This window comes from Streptomyces zaomyceticus, assembly GCF_014656215.1.
Taxonomy (GTDB): Bacteria; Actinomycetota; Actinomycetes; order Streptomycetales; family Streptomycetaceae; genus Streptomyces; species Streptomyces zaomyceticus.
This window is the reverse complement of the sequence record NZ_BNBZ01000061.1, coordinates 1-15,122: the sequence shown is the minus strand read 5'-3', so window position 1 is coordinate 15,122 and position 15,122 is coordinate 1. Positions and strand designations below refer to the sequence as shown.

Sequence of the window (15,122 nt, the reverse complement as noted above, 5' to 3'; positions counted from 1 at the left end):
CCGCTACGACAAACGAGCCCGCCACTACAAAGCCCTGGTCACCATCGCCTGCCTGCGACTATGGCTCCCCAACTGACATTGCGGACACGCCCTAGGCGTGCCGCCTCCGCTCGCGGCCCCAGGCCGCGAGCGGTTCGAGGGCGTCGCTGAGGCGTATGCCGTCCTTGGTCAGGCCGTACTCGACGCGGGGCGGGACCTCGTCGTACGCGACGCGGTCCACGATCCCGTCCGCCTCCATCTCCCGCAGATGGGAGGCGAGGACCTTCTCGGTGATGCCCGGGACGACGCGCCGCAGCTCGCCGAAGCGGCGCCGCGGCTGTTCGTGCAGCGCCCACAGGATGAGCACCTTCCACTTGCCTCCGATGACCTCCATCGCTGCGTCGATCCCGCAGACGTGCCCGTCCTCGGCTCCGGGCCGGTTCAGCGTCGCCATGTGCCCCACCCTCCTGACCTGTTCGCTCACCTCAGGGTAATCACCCACTTCCAAGTGGGTACTTGAGCAGGTCAGAGCCCTGTAACAGCCTTGTGGTCATGACAGCGAACGCGCATCCGAAGACCCCCGTCACCCTGCTCGGCCTCGGTGCGATGGGCACCGCCCTCGCCGGTACCTGGCTCGCCGCCGGTCACCCCCTCACCGTCTGGAACCGCACCCCGTCCCGCGCGGCCGGGCTCGTCGCCGAGGGCGCGAACGCCGCCGACAGCGCCGCGGAGGCGGTCGCCGCGAGCACGCTGGTCGTCGTCTGCCTCCTGGACGACGACTCGGTGGGCGAGGCCCTCGCCGACGCCGACCTGACGGGGAAGGACCTCGTCAACCTCACCACCACGACCCCGGCCCAGGCCCGCGCCCGCGCCGACTGGGCCCGCGGGCGCGGCGCCCGCTACCTGGACGGCGGGATCATGGCCGTACCGCCGATGGTCGGCGTCCCGCAGGCCGGCGGGTACGTCCTCTACAGCGGCGCGGCCGAGCTGTTCGCGCAGCACCGGGAGACCCTGGCCGTGCCCGTGGGCACCCGGTACGTGGGCGCGGACGCGGGCCACGCGGCCCTGCACGACGTGGCCCTGCTCAGCGGGATGTACGGGATGTTCGCCGGCGTCCATCACGCCTTCGCCCTGCTCCGCAAGGAGGACATCGACCCGGTGGAGTTCGCCCCGCTGCTCGCGGACTGGCTGACCGCGATGGCGCAGGGCGTCCACCTCACCGCCGACCGGCTGCGGAGCGGCGACTACACGAAGGGCGTCGTCTCCGGCCTGGGCATGCAGGTCGCCGGCACGCCCACGTTCCTCGCCACGGCCGAGGAGCAGGGCGTCAGCACCGAACTGCTCCGCCCGTACTTCGATCTGATGGCCCGCCGCCTGGCCGAGGCGGGCGGCGACGAGGACCTGACGGGCGTGGTGGAGCTGCTCGTACGGGGAGAGTGACGGGTCAGCCCTCCCGTACCGCCCCCGCCAGGTCCGTCAGGAACTCCACCACCCCCGGCGGGCCCGCCACCGAGAGGTCCGCGCGGTCGGCGAGCTCGGTGACCTCGGTGGAGCCGCTGCAGACCAGCAGGCCCGGGGTGCCGTCGGAGCGGAGTTTCTCGACGGCGGCGAAGGCGGGCAGGTCGCCGAGGTCGTCGCCCGCGTAGAGCACGGACCCGGCACCCATCTCCTGTACGTACTCCGCGAGCGCGACGCCCTTGTCCATGCCCGGGGGCCGCAGCTCCAGGACCATCCGGCCGGGTTCCAGGACGAGGCCGTGGTGGGTGGCGAGGTCGCCCAGGGGGCCCCTCAGGGCCTCGAAGGCGGCCTCGGGGTCGAGGGCGCGGCGGGTGTGGACGGCGACCGCGCGGCCCTTCTCCTCGATCCAGACGCCGGGCCAGGCACCGGCCCGGTCGAGGAAGCCGGGGAGTTCGGCGCGGACGGAGGCCACGCCCGGGTGGGGGGCGGCGGCCCGGACGGTGCCGGTGACGGCGTCCCAGCGTTCTGCGCCGTAGTGGCCGAGAACGACGAGGTGCTCCAGGCCGGGGACACCGGCGAAGCCGCCGTAACGGACGGCGACCCCGGCGGGGCGGCCGGTCACGACGGCGACGGAGGCGACCTCGGGTGCGAGGGCGGCGAGCGCCTCGACGGCCCCTGGGTGGGCGCGGGCCCGTTCGGGGTCCGGAACGATCTCGGCGAGGGTGCCGTCGAAGTCGAGGGCGACGACGGCCTTCGCGGGACGCGCGAGGAGCGCGGCCAGACCGTCGCGGCCGGCGGATGTGGTCGGGTGCGGGAGGCTGCTGACCATGCTCACGACCCTACCCACGCGCGGCGCCCGCGTCAGGGGCACGAACGAGACGGCGGGCGGAACGGAGCCGCTGGGTCATCTCCTCGGACGCGTGCCCGACCCCGGGAATCGGACCCACACGGGGCCGACGCACGCAGGGCCGACCCGCAGGGGCCGACGCACGCGGGGCCGACGCACGCCGCCCGGCACCACGCGTCGCCGCGTCGTCCGGCCGCGGCGGCGGACCGGTCGGCCCGGACCGCCCGGCCCGGGCTGAGCTCGGTGAGGCCGGGGGCCGGGCCCGGAGCTCAGCGCCGCCGTTGCCTCTCCTCCCGCACCCGGCGGAGCCGGTTCACCGTCACCGGGTCGTGGGCGAGGGCGCGCGGGTCGTCGAGGAGGGCGTTGAGCAGCTGGTAGTAGCGGGTCGGGGAGAGCCCGAGGCGCTCGCGGACCGCGCGTTCCTTGGCTCCGGGGCCGGGCCAGGAGCGGCGTTCGACGGCGAGGAGGGCCTGCTCGCGCTCACCGAGCCCGCCCTCGTCGCCGACTGCCACATCCCGCTCTTCGGTCATACGACCAACCTATTACTCGGCGTTCTCCGCCGCCGTCGCCGCCCGGCCGATCGAGCCCAGGACCTCGGCGGGGCGCCCGGCCGGGGTGACGGCCTTGCCGATGTTCTGCTTGACGTTCTCGCTGACCTTGGCCCAGGACGTCTTGCCGACCGGCGGGAGCTGGCTGTCCGGGAGGGTCTTGAGGAAGACCCGCAGGTTGGCGTGCTCGGGCTCGGTCTCCATGCGGGTGGAGGCGCTGACGGTGACCGGCAGGAGGTCGTTGTCGCCGGCGAACTTCAGGACGTTCTCGTCGTTGAAGGCGAAGTTGAGGAAGTCGCCGATCTCCTTGCGGTGACCGTTCTGCTTGAAGCCCATGATCCAGTCGGCGACGCCCATGGCGGCCTTGGCCCGGCCGTCGACGCCGGGCAGCGGCACCTGGCCGACCTTGACGCCCTTCTTGGCGGCCTCCTTGAGGAGCGAGGGGTGGCCGTTGAGCATGCCGACCTCGCCGCTCGCGAAGGCGGCGAAGGCGGCCTTGCGGTTGAGCTTGCCGGGGGCGACGGGCCCGGTGAGGCCCTTGCCGACCAGGTTCTTCTTGAGCCAGTCGAAGGTCTTGATGTTGGCGTCGGAGTCGACCGAGTAGTGGTCGGTGCCGTCGGTCCAGCCGCCGCCTCCGGCGAGCATCCACATCAGGGCCTCGGCCTGGGCCTCCTCGGGGCCGAGCGGCAGGGCGAACGGGGTTCGGACACCGTTGTCCTTCAGCTTCCCGGCGGCGGCCGCGAGCTCGTCCCAGGTGGTGGGCGGCTCGATTCCGGCGTCGTCGAAGAGGGCCTGGTTGTAGAAGAGCGGTCGCGTGGAGGCGACGAACGGCAGGCCGTACTGGGTCCGCTTGTGCTCGCCGGCGGCGACGAGCGGGGCGAGGAAGTTGGCCTGGACGGGTATGGAGAGGATCTCGTCGGCGGCGTAGAGGTCACCGGCGGCCGCGTAGTCGGCGTAGGCGCCGATCTGCGCGATGTCGGGGGCCTGGTCGGCCTTGACCATCTCGGCGACCTTGCGGTCCACGTCGTCCCAGGACTCGATCTGCACCTCGACCTTGACGCCCGGGTGCTCGGCCTCGAAGGCGGCGACGAGGTCGGTCCAGTACTTCTTGGTGGTGTCGCCACCGGTGAGGTCGTAGTCGGCGGCGACCAGTCTGAGGGTCACATCGCCGGCGTCACCCCCGAGGGAGCCACAGCCGGAGACCGTGGCGGTCAGTCCGAGTGCGGCGACGGCCGCGGTCAGTCCAAGGAATCGTCGCCGCTCCACGGCTTCATCCACCTTTTGCTCGTCGTTGAGCTGCATCGAGCCGCACGTTTGCTCTGCGCAGGGCCGTAAGTCTCTCCTGCGGCCGGGCATGAGGTCTACACCACTCGGGTATCACTTCCGCAACGTCATGGGGACCATGACCCCATGACGCGTCCCGAATTTGTATCCGTACGCAACAATCCTCGGCAGTGGACTAGACCTTTTGGGTCCTCGCGCGCCAAACTGTCATCCGTGAGACACGTCATCGCCCTGGATGTGGGCGGCACCGGTATGAAGGCCGCCCTCGTCGGGGCGGACGGCACCCTGCTCCACGAGGCCCGCCGCGCCACCGGGCGCGATCGCGGCCCCGAGGCTGTCGTGGAGACGATCCTCGGCTTCGCCGAAGACCTCCGCGCCCTCGGCCAGGAGCGGTACGGCGAACCCGCCGCGGCCGCCGGAGTCGCCGTGCCCGGAATCGTCGACGCCGAGAACGGCATCGCCGTCTACGCCGCCAACCTCGGCTGGCGCGACGTTCCCATGCGCGAACTCCTCAGCGAGAGACTCGACGGCATCCCCGTCGCCCTCGGCCACGACGTCCGCACCGGCGGCCTCGCCGAAGGCCGGATCGGCGCGGGCAACGGCGCCGACCGCTTCCTCTTCGTCCCCCTCGGCACCGGCATCGCCGGCGCCATCGGCATCGGCGACCGCATCGAAGCCGGCGCCCACGGCTACGCCGGAGAGATCGGCCACATCGTCGTCCGCCCCGGCGGCACGGAGTGCGGCTGCGGCCAGCGCGGCTGCCTGGAGCGGTACGCCTCCGCCTCCGCCGTCTCCCAGGCCTGGGCCGAGGCCAGCGGCGATCCGAAGGCCGACGCCGCCGACTGCGCCAAGGCCGTCGAATCCGGCGACACCACCGCCGTGCGGATCTGGCAGGACGCCGTCGACGCCCTCGCGGACGGCCTCGTCACCGCGCTCACCCTGCTGGACCCGCGCACACTGATCATCGGTGGCGGACTGGCCGAGGCCGGGGAAACCTTGTTCACACCACTTCGGGCCGCGGTGGAGGAGCGAGTCACGTTCCAGAAGCTGCCCGCCATCGTCCCGGCGGCCCTCGGGGACACCGCCGGATGCCTGGGTGCGGGCCTCCTCGCCTGGGACCTGCTCGCCGACCAGCGCCCCACCGACTCGGAGGTTTCCGCCTGATGGCCGATCACAAGGTTCTCGCCGGCGCACACGTCGTGCTGCCCACCGGGATCGTCGAGAACGGACGTGTGATCGTCGACGGCGAGCGCATCGTCGGGAGCACCCAGGAGGGCGCCGAGACCCTCGACCTGACCGGGCACTGGCTCGTCCCCGGCTTCGTCGACATGCACAACCACGGCGGCGGCGGCGCCTCCTTCACCTCCGGCACCGTGGACGAGGTCCTCAAGGGCGTCCACACCCACCGGCTGCACGGCACCACCACCGTCGTCGCCTCCTTCGTCACCGGCGAGATGGACTTCCTCACCCAGCGGGCCGGACTCCTCTCCGAGCTCGCCGAACAGGGCGAGATCGCGGGCATCCACTTCGAGGGCCCGTTCATCTCCCCCTGCCGCAAGGGCGCCCACGACGAGACGCTGCTGCGCGACCCCGACCCGGCCGACGTCCGCAAGCTGATCGACGCCGCCCGCGGCCGGGCCAAGATGGTCACCCTCGCCACCGAACTGCCCGGCGGCCTCGACTCCGTACGCCTGCTCGCGGAGCACGGCGTGATCGCCGCCATCGGCCACACCGACGCCAGCTACGAGCAGACCGTCGAGGCCATCGACGCCGGCGCCACCGTCGCCACCCACCTCTACAACGCGATGCCCGGACTCGGTCACCGCGCCCCCGGCCCGATCGCCGCCCTCCTGGAGGACGAGCGGATCACCGTCGAGCTCATCAACGACGGCACCCACCTCCACCCCGCCGCCCTGGAACTCGCCTTCCACCACGCGGGCGCCGAGCGCGTCGCCCTCATCACCGACGCCATGGACGCCGCGGGCTTCGGCGACGGCCGCTACATGCTCGGCCCCCTGGAGGTCGAGGTGAAGGACAGCGTCGCCCGCCTCGTCGAGGGCGGCTCCATCGCCGGCTCCACCCTCACCCTGGACCGCGCCTTCAAGCGCTCCGTCACCATCGACGGCATCCCCGTCGAATCGGCCGTCCAGGCCATCTCCGCCAACCCCGCCCGCCTGCTCGGCGTGTACGACCGCGTCGGCTCCCTCGAGCCCGGCAAGGACGCCGACATCGTCGTCCTGGACGCCGAGTTCAACCTCAAGGGCGTCATGCGCAAGGGCGAGTGGATCGTCGACCCGAAGGTCTGAACACGCTCCTGATCAGGAGTCACACGGAAGGGCGGTGGGCCGGGGGGCTGGGCCTACCGCCTTTCGTTTGGCATGATCAGGGCCCGTCGGAACGAGCGTTCCCACAGACTTCACAGGGAGTACGGGGGTCGGACAGGTGATTCTCACAGTCACCCTCAACACGGCGGTGGACCTGACCTACCGGGTCCCCGCCCTCACCCCGCACGCCTCGCACCGCGTCACCCAGGTCATCGAACGCCCCGGCGGCAAGGGCCTCAACGTCGCCCGGGTCCTGGCCGCGCTCGGCCACGAGACCGTCGCGACCGGCTTCGCGGGCGGCGCCACCGGAGCCGTGCTCCGTGGACAACTCGCCGCGACACCCGTACGGGACGAGCTCGTCGAGACGGCGGGAGCGACCCGCCGCACCGTCGCGGTGGTCGACGCCGCGACCGGCGACACCACCCAGCTCAACGAACCGGGCCCCACCGTCACCGCCGCGGAGTGGACCGCCTTCCGGGTCCGCTTCACCGCGCTCCTGGACGGCGCCACGGCGGTCGCGCTCTGCGGCAGCCTCCCGCCGGGCATCCACGTCGGCGCGTACGCGGAACTCGTCCGCCTCGCCCGTACGGCCGGAGTGCCCGTCCTCCTCGACACCAGCGGCGAACCCCTGCGGCGCGGCATCGCCGCCCGCCCGGACCTGGTCAAGCCGAACGCCGACGAACTCGCCCAGCTCACCGGCTCCCGCGACCCGCTGCGCGCCACCCACGAAGCCCGCGGCCGGGGCGCCCGCACGGTCGTCTCCTCACTGGGCCCCGACGGCCTGCTCGCCGCGACCCCGGAGGGCCTGTGGCGCGCGGCCCCACCGGCGGCCGTGAAGGGAAACCCCACCGGCGCGGGCGACTCGGCCGTCGCCGGCCTCCTCTCGGGCCTGGTCGACGGCACCCCCTGGCCCGACCGCCTGGCCCGAGCGGTCGCCCTCTCGGCGGCGACGGTCCTCTCCCCGGTGGCCGGCGAATTCGACCCGACGGCCTACGAGGAGCTGCTGCCCCGGGTGACATCGGAGCAACTCAACGACGTCGGATGACCTCCAAATTACAACCCATCACCGACTTCAAGCCTGTTCAAACAAAGGCTTCGTGATCGAATACCGGCTACCACGGCCCCGACGCAACGGTGAAGATCCACTTCGTCCTGGACGACGTCATGGCCGATGGTTACGGCGTACGGCTTCGCCTGGTGTCCACCGACGTGTGGGGAAAGTTGCACTACTGGCCCTGGCGCACGAACACCAAGGGCAACGGAACGCGCAGCACGTGGGACACCACGGCCTCGCATCCCAACGGGCTTTTCAACATCGGGGTGCAGGTCGCCCGTGCCAACAGCGCGGGCGCCATCGCCAACAGCTGCATCGACTGGTAGGCCGCAGACCCGCCGGATTGATCGTGGAAGAACGAAGGGCCCGTGGGCGGCGCGCATCGCGCCGCCCACGGGCCAACTCCGCGTCGCCTCAGGTGAAGGCGATTTCTTATCCTTTTCCGGTCTTCCCCGCCTCCAGGTAGACCTGGTCCAGGATCGCGTCGCAGGTGTTGCCCGCCTCGCAGGAGATCTTCAGCGCGTTGCTGCCCTTTTTGAGGTTCACGTAGGCGTACGTGTACGTCCAGCCCTTCTCCCAGTCGCCCTCGGCGGCCTTGGCGAAGTTGGACATATTGACGTCGCGGGGCGTCTCGCTGTTGACCGTCAGAGAGGTCTTGGCGTCCTTGCCGGGCACGCTGTAGATGATCCGCAGCGTGTACGCGCCGGAGTCCGGTACGTCCACCGACCAGCTCGCCGAACCGCCCACGCCGTTGAACGACACATAGGCGCCGCCCGGGCCCTTCGCGCCCTTGACGTCCTTCGCGAGTGCGGCCGCGCCGCCCAGTTTCAGGGTGGCCGCGTCCTGCTTCGGCAGTTCGGACGGGGTCTTGTCGGCGCTCGGCTCGGTGCTGGGCTCCTCGGAGACCGTGGAGGGGGCCGTCGGGGTCGTGCCGCCGCCGCCGGCCTGGTCGCCCTTGTCCTCGTCCTTGCCGCTGTTGGAGATCACCGCGGCCGCGATGCCGATCACCACGACCGCGACGACCGCGACCGCGCCGATGAGGAGGCCCTTGGTGTTGGGACCGCGGCCCGAGCCGCCACCGTGCTGCTGCGGCGGGACCGGGCGGGTCGGCGGACCGCCGTACGTCTCCGGGGCGGCGTACTGCGCCTGCGGCCGGCCGTACGGGGACTGCTGCTGCGGCGGCACATGGGGCTGCGCGTACTGCTGGCCGCCGTACTGGCGCTCGCCGACCGTTCTGACCTGGTTGTACGAGGTCCGGGGCACGCCGGGCTGAGCCTGCGCGGGCCCGGGGTAGCCGTAGCCGCCCCCGCCTGGAGGCTGGGCGCCCGCGGCCTGACCGTCCTCGTACAGGTAGCCGAACGGGTCGTCGTTCTCGGGCTTGTTCGCGCCGTCGTTACCGGCAGCCATCCGGGTTCCTCTCCATGCTCGCCAGCCGTCGCCGACCGGCCGAGCCTACCTCGAACGGACCAGCCCCCGAAGCGGTCCCGGGCGTGTCAGGAGCCTCAGCCGGCGCGCCGGTGCACCTTGGCGCGGGAGCGTTTCTCCACGTACATCCGCTGGTCGGCGGAGTTCAGCACCTCTTCCACGGACATCCCGCACTCCGCCCAGCCGATGCCGAAACTCGCCCCGACCCGGACCGCCCGCCCGTCCACCCGGATCGGCGGAATGATCGCGTTGCGCAGACGTACGGCCAGGTCGGCGGCGTCGGCCGCGCCGAGGCCGTCGGCGAGGACGACGAACTCGTCACCACCGAGCCGGGCGACCGTGTCCCCGTCACGGACCCCGGTGGTGAGCCTGCGGGCGACCTCGATGAGGACCGCGTCTCCGGTGTGGTGCCCGAAGCGGTCGTTGATCGACTTGAAGCCGTCGAGGTCGCAGAAGAGGACGGCAAGCCCTTTCGTACCGTCGTCGATGTCACCACCGGTGGGGGCCACGATGTGGACATGGTGGTCGTACGGACCGGCGCCGCCCGCCGGCTCGAAACCGAAGCCGTGTTCGTGTTCGTGCTCGTACGGCGACTCGTAGCCGGGGCTGCCGGAGTGGCCGGAGTCGTAGGCGGCGGGACCGGGACCCTGGCCCGTGGCGTACCCGCCGTCCCGCCCCGACTCGTATCCGCCCCCGTACCCGGCGGCCTGGTCGGCCGCCGCGTGCGCCGCCGGGCGCTCGCAGAGCCGGGCGGAGAGCCGGGAGCGCAGCTCGGCACTGTTGGGGAGGCCGGTGAGGGCGTCGTGCGAGGCCCGGTGGGCGAGCTGGAGCTCGTGCCGCTTGCGCTCCTCGATGTCCTCGACGTGGGTGAGGAGGAAGCGGGGGCCGTCGGCGGTGTCTGCGACGACCGAGTTGCGCAGCGAGACCCACACGTACGTGCCGTCGCGCCGCCCGAGCCGCAGCTCGGCCCGGCCGCCCTCGGCGGAGGTCCGCAGCAGGGTGCCGATGTCCTCGGGGTGGACGAGGTCGGCGAAGGAGTAGCGGCGCATCACGGAGGCGGGCCGGCCGAGGAGCCGGCAGAGGGCGTCGTTGGTGCGGAGCAGCCGGCCGTGCTGGTCGCCGCCCATCTCGGCGATGGCCATGCCGGAGGGCGCGTACTCGAAGGCCTGGCGGAAGGATTCCTCGCTGGCGCGCAGCGCCTGCTGCTCCCGTTCCAGCCGGACGAGGGCCCGCTGCATGTTGGAGCGGAGCCGTGCGTTGCTGATGGCTATCGCCGACTGCGAGGCGTACATCTGGAGCGCTTCCTGGCCCCAGGGGCCGGGGTGCCGGCCGTTGCGCGGACGGTCGACGGATATGACGCCGAGGAGCTCACGGCCGGAGCCGGACGCGTACATCGGGGCGTAGAGACGGTCGTGCGGGTGCCACTCGTCCTCGAAGCGGGGCGCGGGGCCGTCGGTGTGCCACTGGGGGACGTCGTCCTCCATGAGCACCCAGCCCTCGGTGTGCGGTATGAACCGCAGGTCGCCCCAGGCGGTCGCCATGGAGAGGCGCCGCTCCCAGGAGGCGCGGGAGCCGACCCGGCCGGTGATCAGGGCCTCGGCGGCGGAGCTTCCGGCGAAGGCGGCGACGACGAGGTCACCGTCGGGGCGTACGAGGTTGACGCAGGCCAACTCGTAGTTGAGACCGGCGACCACACCGTCGGCGACGGTCTGCAGGGTGTCCGCCAGGCTGCGCGCAGTGTTGAGGTCCGCCACGACCTGATGCAGCTGCCGCAGGGTCGAGAGACGGACGTACGGCTCCGACTCGGTCTCCATCGCTCGCTCTCCCCGAGACCTCGACAGCAACTCCAGGGTTCTCATCGGCTTCGTGTTGCACAGTCACCGTTCGTATTGCACTGTCACTGCCACTGAATCACAGCGAGCTGCGCACCCGGTACACAGGGTCAGCAAATACTGGGCGCTGTGACTCAAGTCACAGCAGGTCATGGCGGGTCCCGCCGGGGTCCTAGGACCGGCGGGGGTGGCGGTCTGGTCCCCCGGCCCGATGTGGCGCCCGCGGGCCCCGGACTAGCGTGCGGGTGTGCTGCAGAAGACCCCGGCCTCGCCCCCCGTCTCCGATCTGGCCATCCCTCATGCTGAGGGGGTGAGCAACGACGAGTTCCGGGCGGCGATGTCCCGCCTCGCGTCCGGTGTGGTCCTGGTGACCGCGCACGACCCCGACGACGGCCCCCGCGGCGAGGACGTCGGCATGACGGCCACCGCCTTCATGTCCGTCTCCCTCGACCCGCCGCTGGTCCTGGTCAGCCTCCGCAACGGCTCCCGCATGGACGACCTGCTCGCCGAGGTGCCCGTCTGGGCGGTGTCGATGCTCGCCGGGAACCAGCGGCACATCGCGGGACGCTTCGCGATGAAGAACCGCGTCAGCGACCGGCTCCTCTTCGCCGACCTGCCGTTCACCCGGGGAGAGGAGAGCGGCGCCCCGCTCATGGGCGGCGCCCTGGCGGTCCTGGAGTGCCGTACGGAGAGCCGGGTCGTGGCCGGTGACCACACACTCGTCGTGGGCCGGGTCCTGACGGTCGGCGCGCTGTCGCCGGAGGGCGGACCGCTGACGTACTACCAGGGGAAGTACCGGCACCTGTCCTGAGCGCGGCGCACGGGGCCCGGCCCCGGTCGCGGGACTGCCGGGGGCTCAGCCCCAGTCGCGGGACTGCCGGGGGCTCAGCCCCAGTCGCGGGACTGCCGGGTGCGCTTGGTCTCCGAGCGCTGCTTCTTCTCCCGGAGCCTGCGCTCGTTGATTCCGCGCGGGATCTTCGTCGGTCTGCGGGGCTTCGGCGGCGGGGCCGTCGCCTCGGCGAGGAGGGCGGCCAGGCGGACCGCCGCCGTCTCGCGGTTGCGCCACTGGGAGCGGTGCTCCGAGGAGCGGACCGTCACCACACCGTTCACCAGGCGGGTCGCGAGCCGCTCCAGGGCGCGGGCCTTCCACACCTCGGGCAGGGAGTCGGTGGCCGCGAGGTCGAAGCGGAGCTCGACCTGCGAGTCGCTGGTGTTCACATGCTGTCCGCCCGGGCCCGACGAACGCGAGAAACGCCACTGGAGCTCGGCCTCGGGGAGCGAGACGGAGCCGCGGATGGGATACGGACCGGACATGCCCCCCATGTTCCCCGCAGGGGGCCATCGGAGTCATCCTGTTTTCGCCCGGAACCCAACGGGAACCGCTGGAGGTGCCTACGCGTTTCTCCAGGCGACGACACCACGATGAAAGGGACTTTCCATGGCTGTGAGCCTGTCCAAGGGCGGCAACGTCTCTCTGACCAAGGAGGCCCCGGGCCTCACCGCTGTCACCGTGGGCCTCGGCTGGGACGTCCGTACGACCACCGGCACCGACTTCGACCTCGACGCCTCGGCGATCGGCGTGGACGCCGCCGGCAAGGTCGCGTCCGACGCGCACTTCGTCTTCTTCAACAACAAGTCGACGCCGGACCAGACCATCGTCCACACCGGCGACAACCGCACCGGTGAGGGCGGCGGCGACGACGAGCAGATCAACGTCAACCTCGCGGCCCTCCCGCCGAACGTCGACAAGATCGTCTTCCCGGTCTCCATCTACGACGCGGTCAGCCGCTCGCAGAACTTCGGCCAGGTGCGCAACGCGTACATCCGCATCGTGAACCAGGCCGGCGGCGCCGAGCTCGCCCGCTACGACCTCTCCGAGGACGCCGCCGTCGAGACCGCCATGGTCTTCGGCGAGCTGTACCGCAACGGCGCCGAGTGGAAGTTCCGCGCGGTCGGCCAGGGCTACGCCTCGGGCCTCGAGGGCATCGCCCGCGACTTCGGCGTCAACCTCTGACGTACGCCGTCAGCCTCCGCTTCGGTGGAGCGCCGAGCCCCGGCGGGGAATCCCCGCCGGGGCTCTACCCTTTCCGCGTGATCGTCGAAGCCCTCGCGCCCAAGGCCCTGGAGGACGGTGCGGCCCTCCCCGGCCCGCTGCTCACCGAACTCGCCGCGCTGTACGCGTCCGACGAGGAGTTCCAGCAGCTCAGCGGCGACTTCCCGGACCCGTCCGACATCAGCCCCGAGCAGGTCGCGGCCGCCCTGGCCGACGAGCTCGCCGAGCCCACCGCCGAAGTCCTCCTCGCCCGCTCCGAGGGCCGGCTCGTCGCCGTCGCCGTGACCCTCGGCCGCCACCCGGACCCCGCGGACCCCGACCCATGGCTCGGGCTCCTCATGGTCCACGGCGACGAGCGCCGCTCGGGCCACGGACGCCGCCTCGCCTCGTACGTGGAGGACCGCTTCCGCGCCCGTGGCCGCACCGGTCTGCGGCTCGCCGTCCTGGAGAACAACCCGAAGGCACTGGCCTTCTGGACCTCGCTCGGTTACGAGGAGACCGACCGCCGCCCCGACCTCGCCCACGGCCGCCCGTGCGTCGTCCTGCGGAAGGACCTCGGCACGGCCTAGGGGGTGTCCGGCTTCCCGTCGCCGAACAGCCAGACGTCCCACAGCTCGTCGAGGTCCCGGCCGGCCACGGACTCCGCGTAGGCGGTGAAGTCGTCCGTGGAGGCGTTGGCGTGACGGTACTTCGCGGGCCAGCCGCGCAGGATCTCGTCGAAGGTCCGGTCGCCGACGGTCTCGCGCAGCTTGTGCAGGACCATCGCGCCGCGTTGGTACACGGGCGGGTCGAAGAGGTTCTCCGCGGTGGGCGGCGCGGCCGGCGGGAAGGCCCAGTTGGCCTCCTGGGCGAAGGCCCGCTCGAAGTGCGTGCGCGCGGGAACGTGCTCGTACTCCTCCGTGTACAGCCACTCGGCGTAGGTCGCGAAGCCCTCGTTCAGCCACAGGTCCCGCCAGGTCGCGGGGGACACGGAGTTCCCGAACCACTGGTGGGCCAGCTCGTGGACGAGGGTCGTCCGGTCGAAGGACGCCGCGGGGAAGACGGGCCGGGTCTGCGTCTCCAGGGCGTACCCGAGGGTCCCGTCCCGGGTGACGATCGCTCCGGCGGAGGAGAAGGGGTACGGGCCGAAGCGCCGGATCTGCCGGTCGAGGATCTCGGGGATCTCGCCCCGCAGGGCGGCACTGCTCTCGGCGACGGACCGCTCGGCGGCGGTCAGGACGGACACGGCGGCGGGGGCGGCAGTGGGCGTGGGCCCGGGAGGGGATGCGGGGGTGGAGGGGGATGCGGGGGTGGACGGGGAGGTGGACGGGGCTGCGGGCGTCGCCGGTCCCGTCGCCGTCCCCGTGGTCGGCCCCGTCCCCGTCCCCGTGCCCGTGCCGTCGGTCCTCCCGACGCTCTCGTCCGTCTCGTACCGGCCGATCGCGACCGTCGCCAGATAGCCGGCCATCGGCTCGGCCGCCCGCCACTCGCTGGTGACACGGCCGTCCGCCGCCGTCCGGCGGGCGGTCCTGACGCCGTTGGAGATGCCTTCGAGACCGGCCGGGACGGTGAGCGTGATCGTGTACGTGGCCTTGTCGGACGGGTGGTGGTTGCCGGGGAACCAGGTCATCGAGCCCGCCGGTTCGCCGACCGCGACCGCCCCGTCCCCGGTCCGCAGCCAGCCCTCCTGCGAGCCGTCTGCGTCCGTGATCGACTCGGGCACGCCCGCGTACCTGACGGTGGTCCGGAACTCCGCGCCGTCCCGGATCTCCTCCCGGGGCCGGAGCGTCAGCTCGTTCCCCGCCCGGTTGACCGCGGCGGGGTCGCCGTCGACGGTCGCCCCGGCGACCGTGAGACCGGCGAGGTCGAGGTTGAAGGCGCTGAGGTCCTGGGTGGCGCGGGCCGTGATCTCGGCGGTGCCGTCGAGCCGCCCGGTCCCCGGGTCGTAGGCGAGGGCGAGGGCGTAGTGCCGCACGTCGTAGCCGCCGTTGCCGAGCTTCGGGAAGTACGGATCGCGCAGCCCGGCGGCCCCGGGTGTCCCCCGGACGCCACCGGTGGCCTCGGTGCAGCCGCCCGCGAGCAGCGCGAGGGCGGTGAGGGCGGCGGCCAGGCCACCCGCGGCTGCTCCGGTCCGGTTGCGCGAGGTCACGTACCGATCCTAAGCAGGGCGGATGGGGAAAAGGCGACGGCGCCCGGCGGGGGATCCGGGCGCCGTCACCGGCTGTGGGTGGCCGGGGGCCACGGCCGTGTTACTTGCCGAGGGCGGCGACGCCGGCCTGGGCGAACTTCTCGTCGAGGTCGCCCGAGGGGGCGCCGGCGACGCCGATGCCCGCGATCGG

At 72.3% G+C, this 15,122-nt stretch carries 16 protein-coding genes and 1 pseudogene; 8 read left to right on the top strand and 9 right to left on the bottom strand.

Annotated elements, in window-relative coordinates:
• Positions 1–91: 91 nt before the first annotated feature.
• Complete coding sequence (locus IE311_RS36130; protein WP_189836145.1) at positions 92–433, bottom strand: winged helix-turn-helix transcriptional regulator; 342 nt, start codon at positions 431–433, stop codon at positions 92–94.
• A 98-nt stretch (positions 434–531) separates the two neighbouring features.
• On the opposite strand from IE311_RS36130, the gene IE311_RS36125 reads away from it, so the two are divergent.
• Positions 532–1,419, top strand: coding sequence for an NAD(P)-dependent oxidoreductase (locus IE311_RS36125; protein ID WP_189836144.1), 888 nt, complete (start codon positions 532–534; stop codon positions 1,417–1,419).
• A gap of 4 nt (positions 1,420–1,423) precedes the next feature.
• On the opposite strand, the gene otsB is transcribed toward IE311_RS36125, so the two are convergent.
• From otsB to IE311_RS36110, 3 genes are all read right to left on the bottom strand, one after another.
• Positions 1,424–2,266 carry a trehalose-phosphatase gene (gene otsB, locus IE311_RS36120; RefSeq protein WP_189836143.1) on the bottom strand — a complete coding sequence of 281 codons (843 nt, stop codon included), beginning with the start codon at positions 2,264–2,266 and terminating at the stop codon, positions 1,424–1,426.
• 287 nt (positions 2,267–2,553) lie between these two features.
• Positions 2,554–2,814, bottom strand: coding sequence for a DUF3263 domain-containing protein (locus tag IE311_RS36115; RefSeq protein ID WP_189836142.1), 261 nt, complete (start codon positions 2,812–2,814; stop codon positions 2,554–2,556).
• Between the two features lie 12 nt (positions 2,815–2,826).
• Positions 2,827–4,110 (bottom strand): ABC transporter substrate-binding protein, encoded by a 1,284-nt coding sequence (locus tag IE311_RS36110; protein ID WP_457853432.1) that lies wholly within the window; start codon positions 4,108–4,110, stop codon positions 2,827–2,829.
• A 219-nt stretch (positions 4,111–4,329) separates the two neighbouring features.
• Here IE311_RS36110 and IE311_RS36105 point away from each other — a divergent pair, with 219 nt between their 5' ends.
• From IE311_RS36105 to IE311_RS36090, 4 genes are all read left to right on the top strand, one after another.
• Positions 4,330–5,280 (top strand): ROK family protein, encoded by a 951-nt coding sequence (locus tag IE311_RS36105; protein WP_189836140.1) that lies wholly within the window; start codon positions 4,330–4,332, stop codon positions 5,278–5,280.
• Positions 5,280–6,422 carry an N-acetylglucosamine-6-phosphate deacetylase gene (nagA, locus tag IE311_RS36100; protein WP_189836139.1) on the top strand — a complete coding sequence of 381 codons (1,143 nt, stop codon included), beginning with the start codon at positions 5,280–5,282 and terminating at the stop codon, positions 6,420–6,422. The genes IE311_RS36105 and nagA overlap by 1 nt, the downstream gene beginning before the upstream one ends.
• Before the next feature lie 136 nt (positions 6,423–6,558).
• Positions 6,559–7,485, top strand: coding sequence for a 1-phosphofructokinase family hexose kinase (locus tag IE311_RS36095; protein ID WP_189836138.1), 927 nt, complete (start codon positions 6,559–6,561; stop codon positions 7,483–7,485).
• Between the two features lie 89 nt (positions 7,486–7,574).
• Positions 7,575–7,820 (top strand): hypothetical protein, encoded by a 246-nt coding sequence (locus IE311_RS36090; RefSeq protein WP_189836137.1) that lies wholly within the window; start codon positions 7,575–7,577, stop codon positions 7,818–7,820.
• A gap of 106 nt (positions 7,821–7,926) precedes the next feature.
• Here IE311_RS36090 and IE311_RS36085 read toward each other — a convergent pair whose 3' ends face one another.
• Both IE311_RS36085 and cdgB read right to left on the bottom strand, forming a co-directional pair.
• Positions 7,927–8,901 (bottom strand): carbohydrate-binding protein, encoded by a 975-nt coding sequence (locus IE311_RS36085; RefSeq protein ID WP_189836136.1) that lies wholly within the window; start codon positions 8,899–8,901, stop codon positions 7,927–7,929.
• 95 nt (positions 8,902–8,996) lie between these two features.
• On the bottom strand, positions 8,997–10,733 hold the full coding sequence (cdgB, locus tag IE311_RS36080; RefSeq protein ID WP_189836135.1) for a diguanylate cyclase CdgB: 1,737 nt from the start codon (positions 10,731–10,733) through the stop codon (positions 8,997–8,999).
• A gap of 265 nt (positions 10,734–10,998) precedes the next feature.
• Here cdgB and IE311_RS36075 point away from each other — a divergent pair, with 265 nt between their 5' ends.
• Positions 10,999–11,562 carry a flavin reductase family protein gene (locus IE311_RS36075; protein WP_189836134.1) on the top strand — a complete coding sequence of 188 codons (564 nt, stop codon included), beginning with the start codon at positions 10,999–11,001 and terminating at the stop codon, positions 11,560–11,562.
• Positions 11,563–11,636: 74 nt separating this feature from the next.
• Here the strand turns inward: IE311_RS36075 and arfB are convergent, their stop codons facing one another.
• A complete protein-coding gene (arfB, locus tag IE311_RS36070; RefSeq protein WP_189836133.1) occupies positions 11,637–12,074 on the bottom strand; it encodes an alternative ribosome rescue aminoacyl-tRNA hydrolase ArfB in 438 nt (145 codons plus the stop codon).
• Between the two features lie 115 nt (positions 12,075–12,189).
• Between arfB and IE311_RS36065 the strand changes: the two genes are divergently transcribed.
• Both IE311_RS36065 and IE311_RS36060 read left to right on the top strand, forming a co-directional pair.
• Positions 12,190–12,765, top strand: a complete 576-nt coding sequence (locus tag IE311_RS36065; protein WP_189836132.1) for a TerD family protein — start codon at positions 12,190–12,192, stop codon at positions 12,763–12,765.
• Between the two features lie 77 nt (positions 12,766–12,842).
• Positions 12,843–13,373 (top strand): GNAT family N-acetyltransferase, encoded by a 531-nt coding sequence (locus IE311_RS36060; protein WP_189836131.1) that lies wholly within the window; start codon positions 12,843–12,845, stop codon positions 13,371–13,373.
• Here IE311_RS36060 and IE311_RS36055 read toward each other — a convergent pair.
• On the bottom strand, positions 13,370–14,932 hold the full coding sequence (locus tag IE311_RS36055) for a M1 family metallopeptidase (RefSeq protein WP_189836130.1): 1,563 nt from the start codon (positions 14,930–14,932) through the stop codon (positions 13,370–13,372). The two genes, IE311_RS36060 and IE311_RS36055, sit on opposite strands and share 4 nt — an antisense overlap.
• A gap of 100 nt (positions 14,933–15,032) precedes the next feature.
• Positions 15,033–15,122 (bottom strand): annotated as a pseudogene (locus IE311_RS36050) (heme-binding protein); the annotation flags it as partial.

What these genes read in the sequence shown, in the direction of transcription:
- IE311_RS36130 (WP_189836145.1), bottom strand. Translation starts at nt 433, where the DNA reads ATGGCGACGCTGAACCGGCCCGGAGCCGAGGACGGGCACGTCTGCGGG.
- IE311_RS36125 (WP_189836144.1), top strand. Translation starts at nt 532, where the DNA reads ATGACAGCGAACGCGCATCCGAAGACCCCCGTCACCCTGCTCGGCCTC.
- otsB (WP_189836143.1), bottom strand. Translation starts at nt 2,266, where the DNA reads ATGGTCAGCAGCCTCCCGCACCCGACCACATCCGCCGGCCGCGACGGT.
- IE311_RS36115 (WP_189836142.1), bottom strand. Translation starts at nt 2,814, where the DNA reads ATGACCGAAGAGCGGGATGTGGCAGTCGGCGACGAGGGCGGGCTCGGT.
- nagA (WP_189836139.1), top strand. Translation starts at nt 5,280, where the DNA reads ATGGCCGATCACAAGGTTCTCGCCGGCGCACACGTCGTGCTGCCCACC.
- IE311_RS36085 (WP_189836136.1), bottom strand. Translation starts at nt 8,901, where the DNA reads ATGGCTGCCGGTAACGACGGCGCGAACAAGCCCGAGAACGACGACCCG.
- cdgB (WP_189836135.1), bottom strand. Translation starts at nt 10,733, where the DNA reads ATGGAGACCGAGTCGGAGCCGTACGTCCGTCTCTCGACCCTGCGGCAG.
- arfB (WP_189836133.1), bottom strand. Translation starts at nt 12,074, where the DNA reads ATGGGGGGCATGTCCGGTCCGTATCCCATCCGCGGCTCCGTCTCGCTC.
- IE311_RS36065 (WP_189836132.1), top strand. Translation starts at nt 12,190, where the DNA reads ATGGCTGTGAGCCTGTCCAAGGGCGGCAACGTCTCTCTGACCAAGGAG.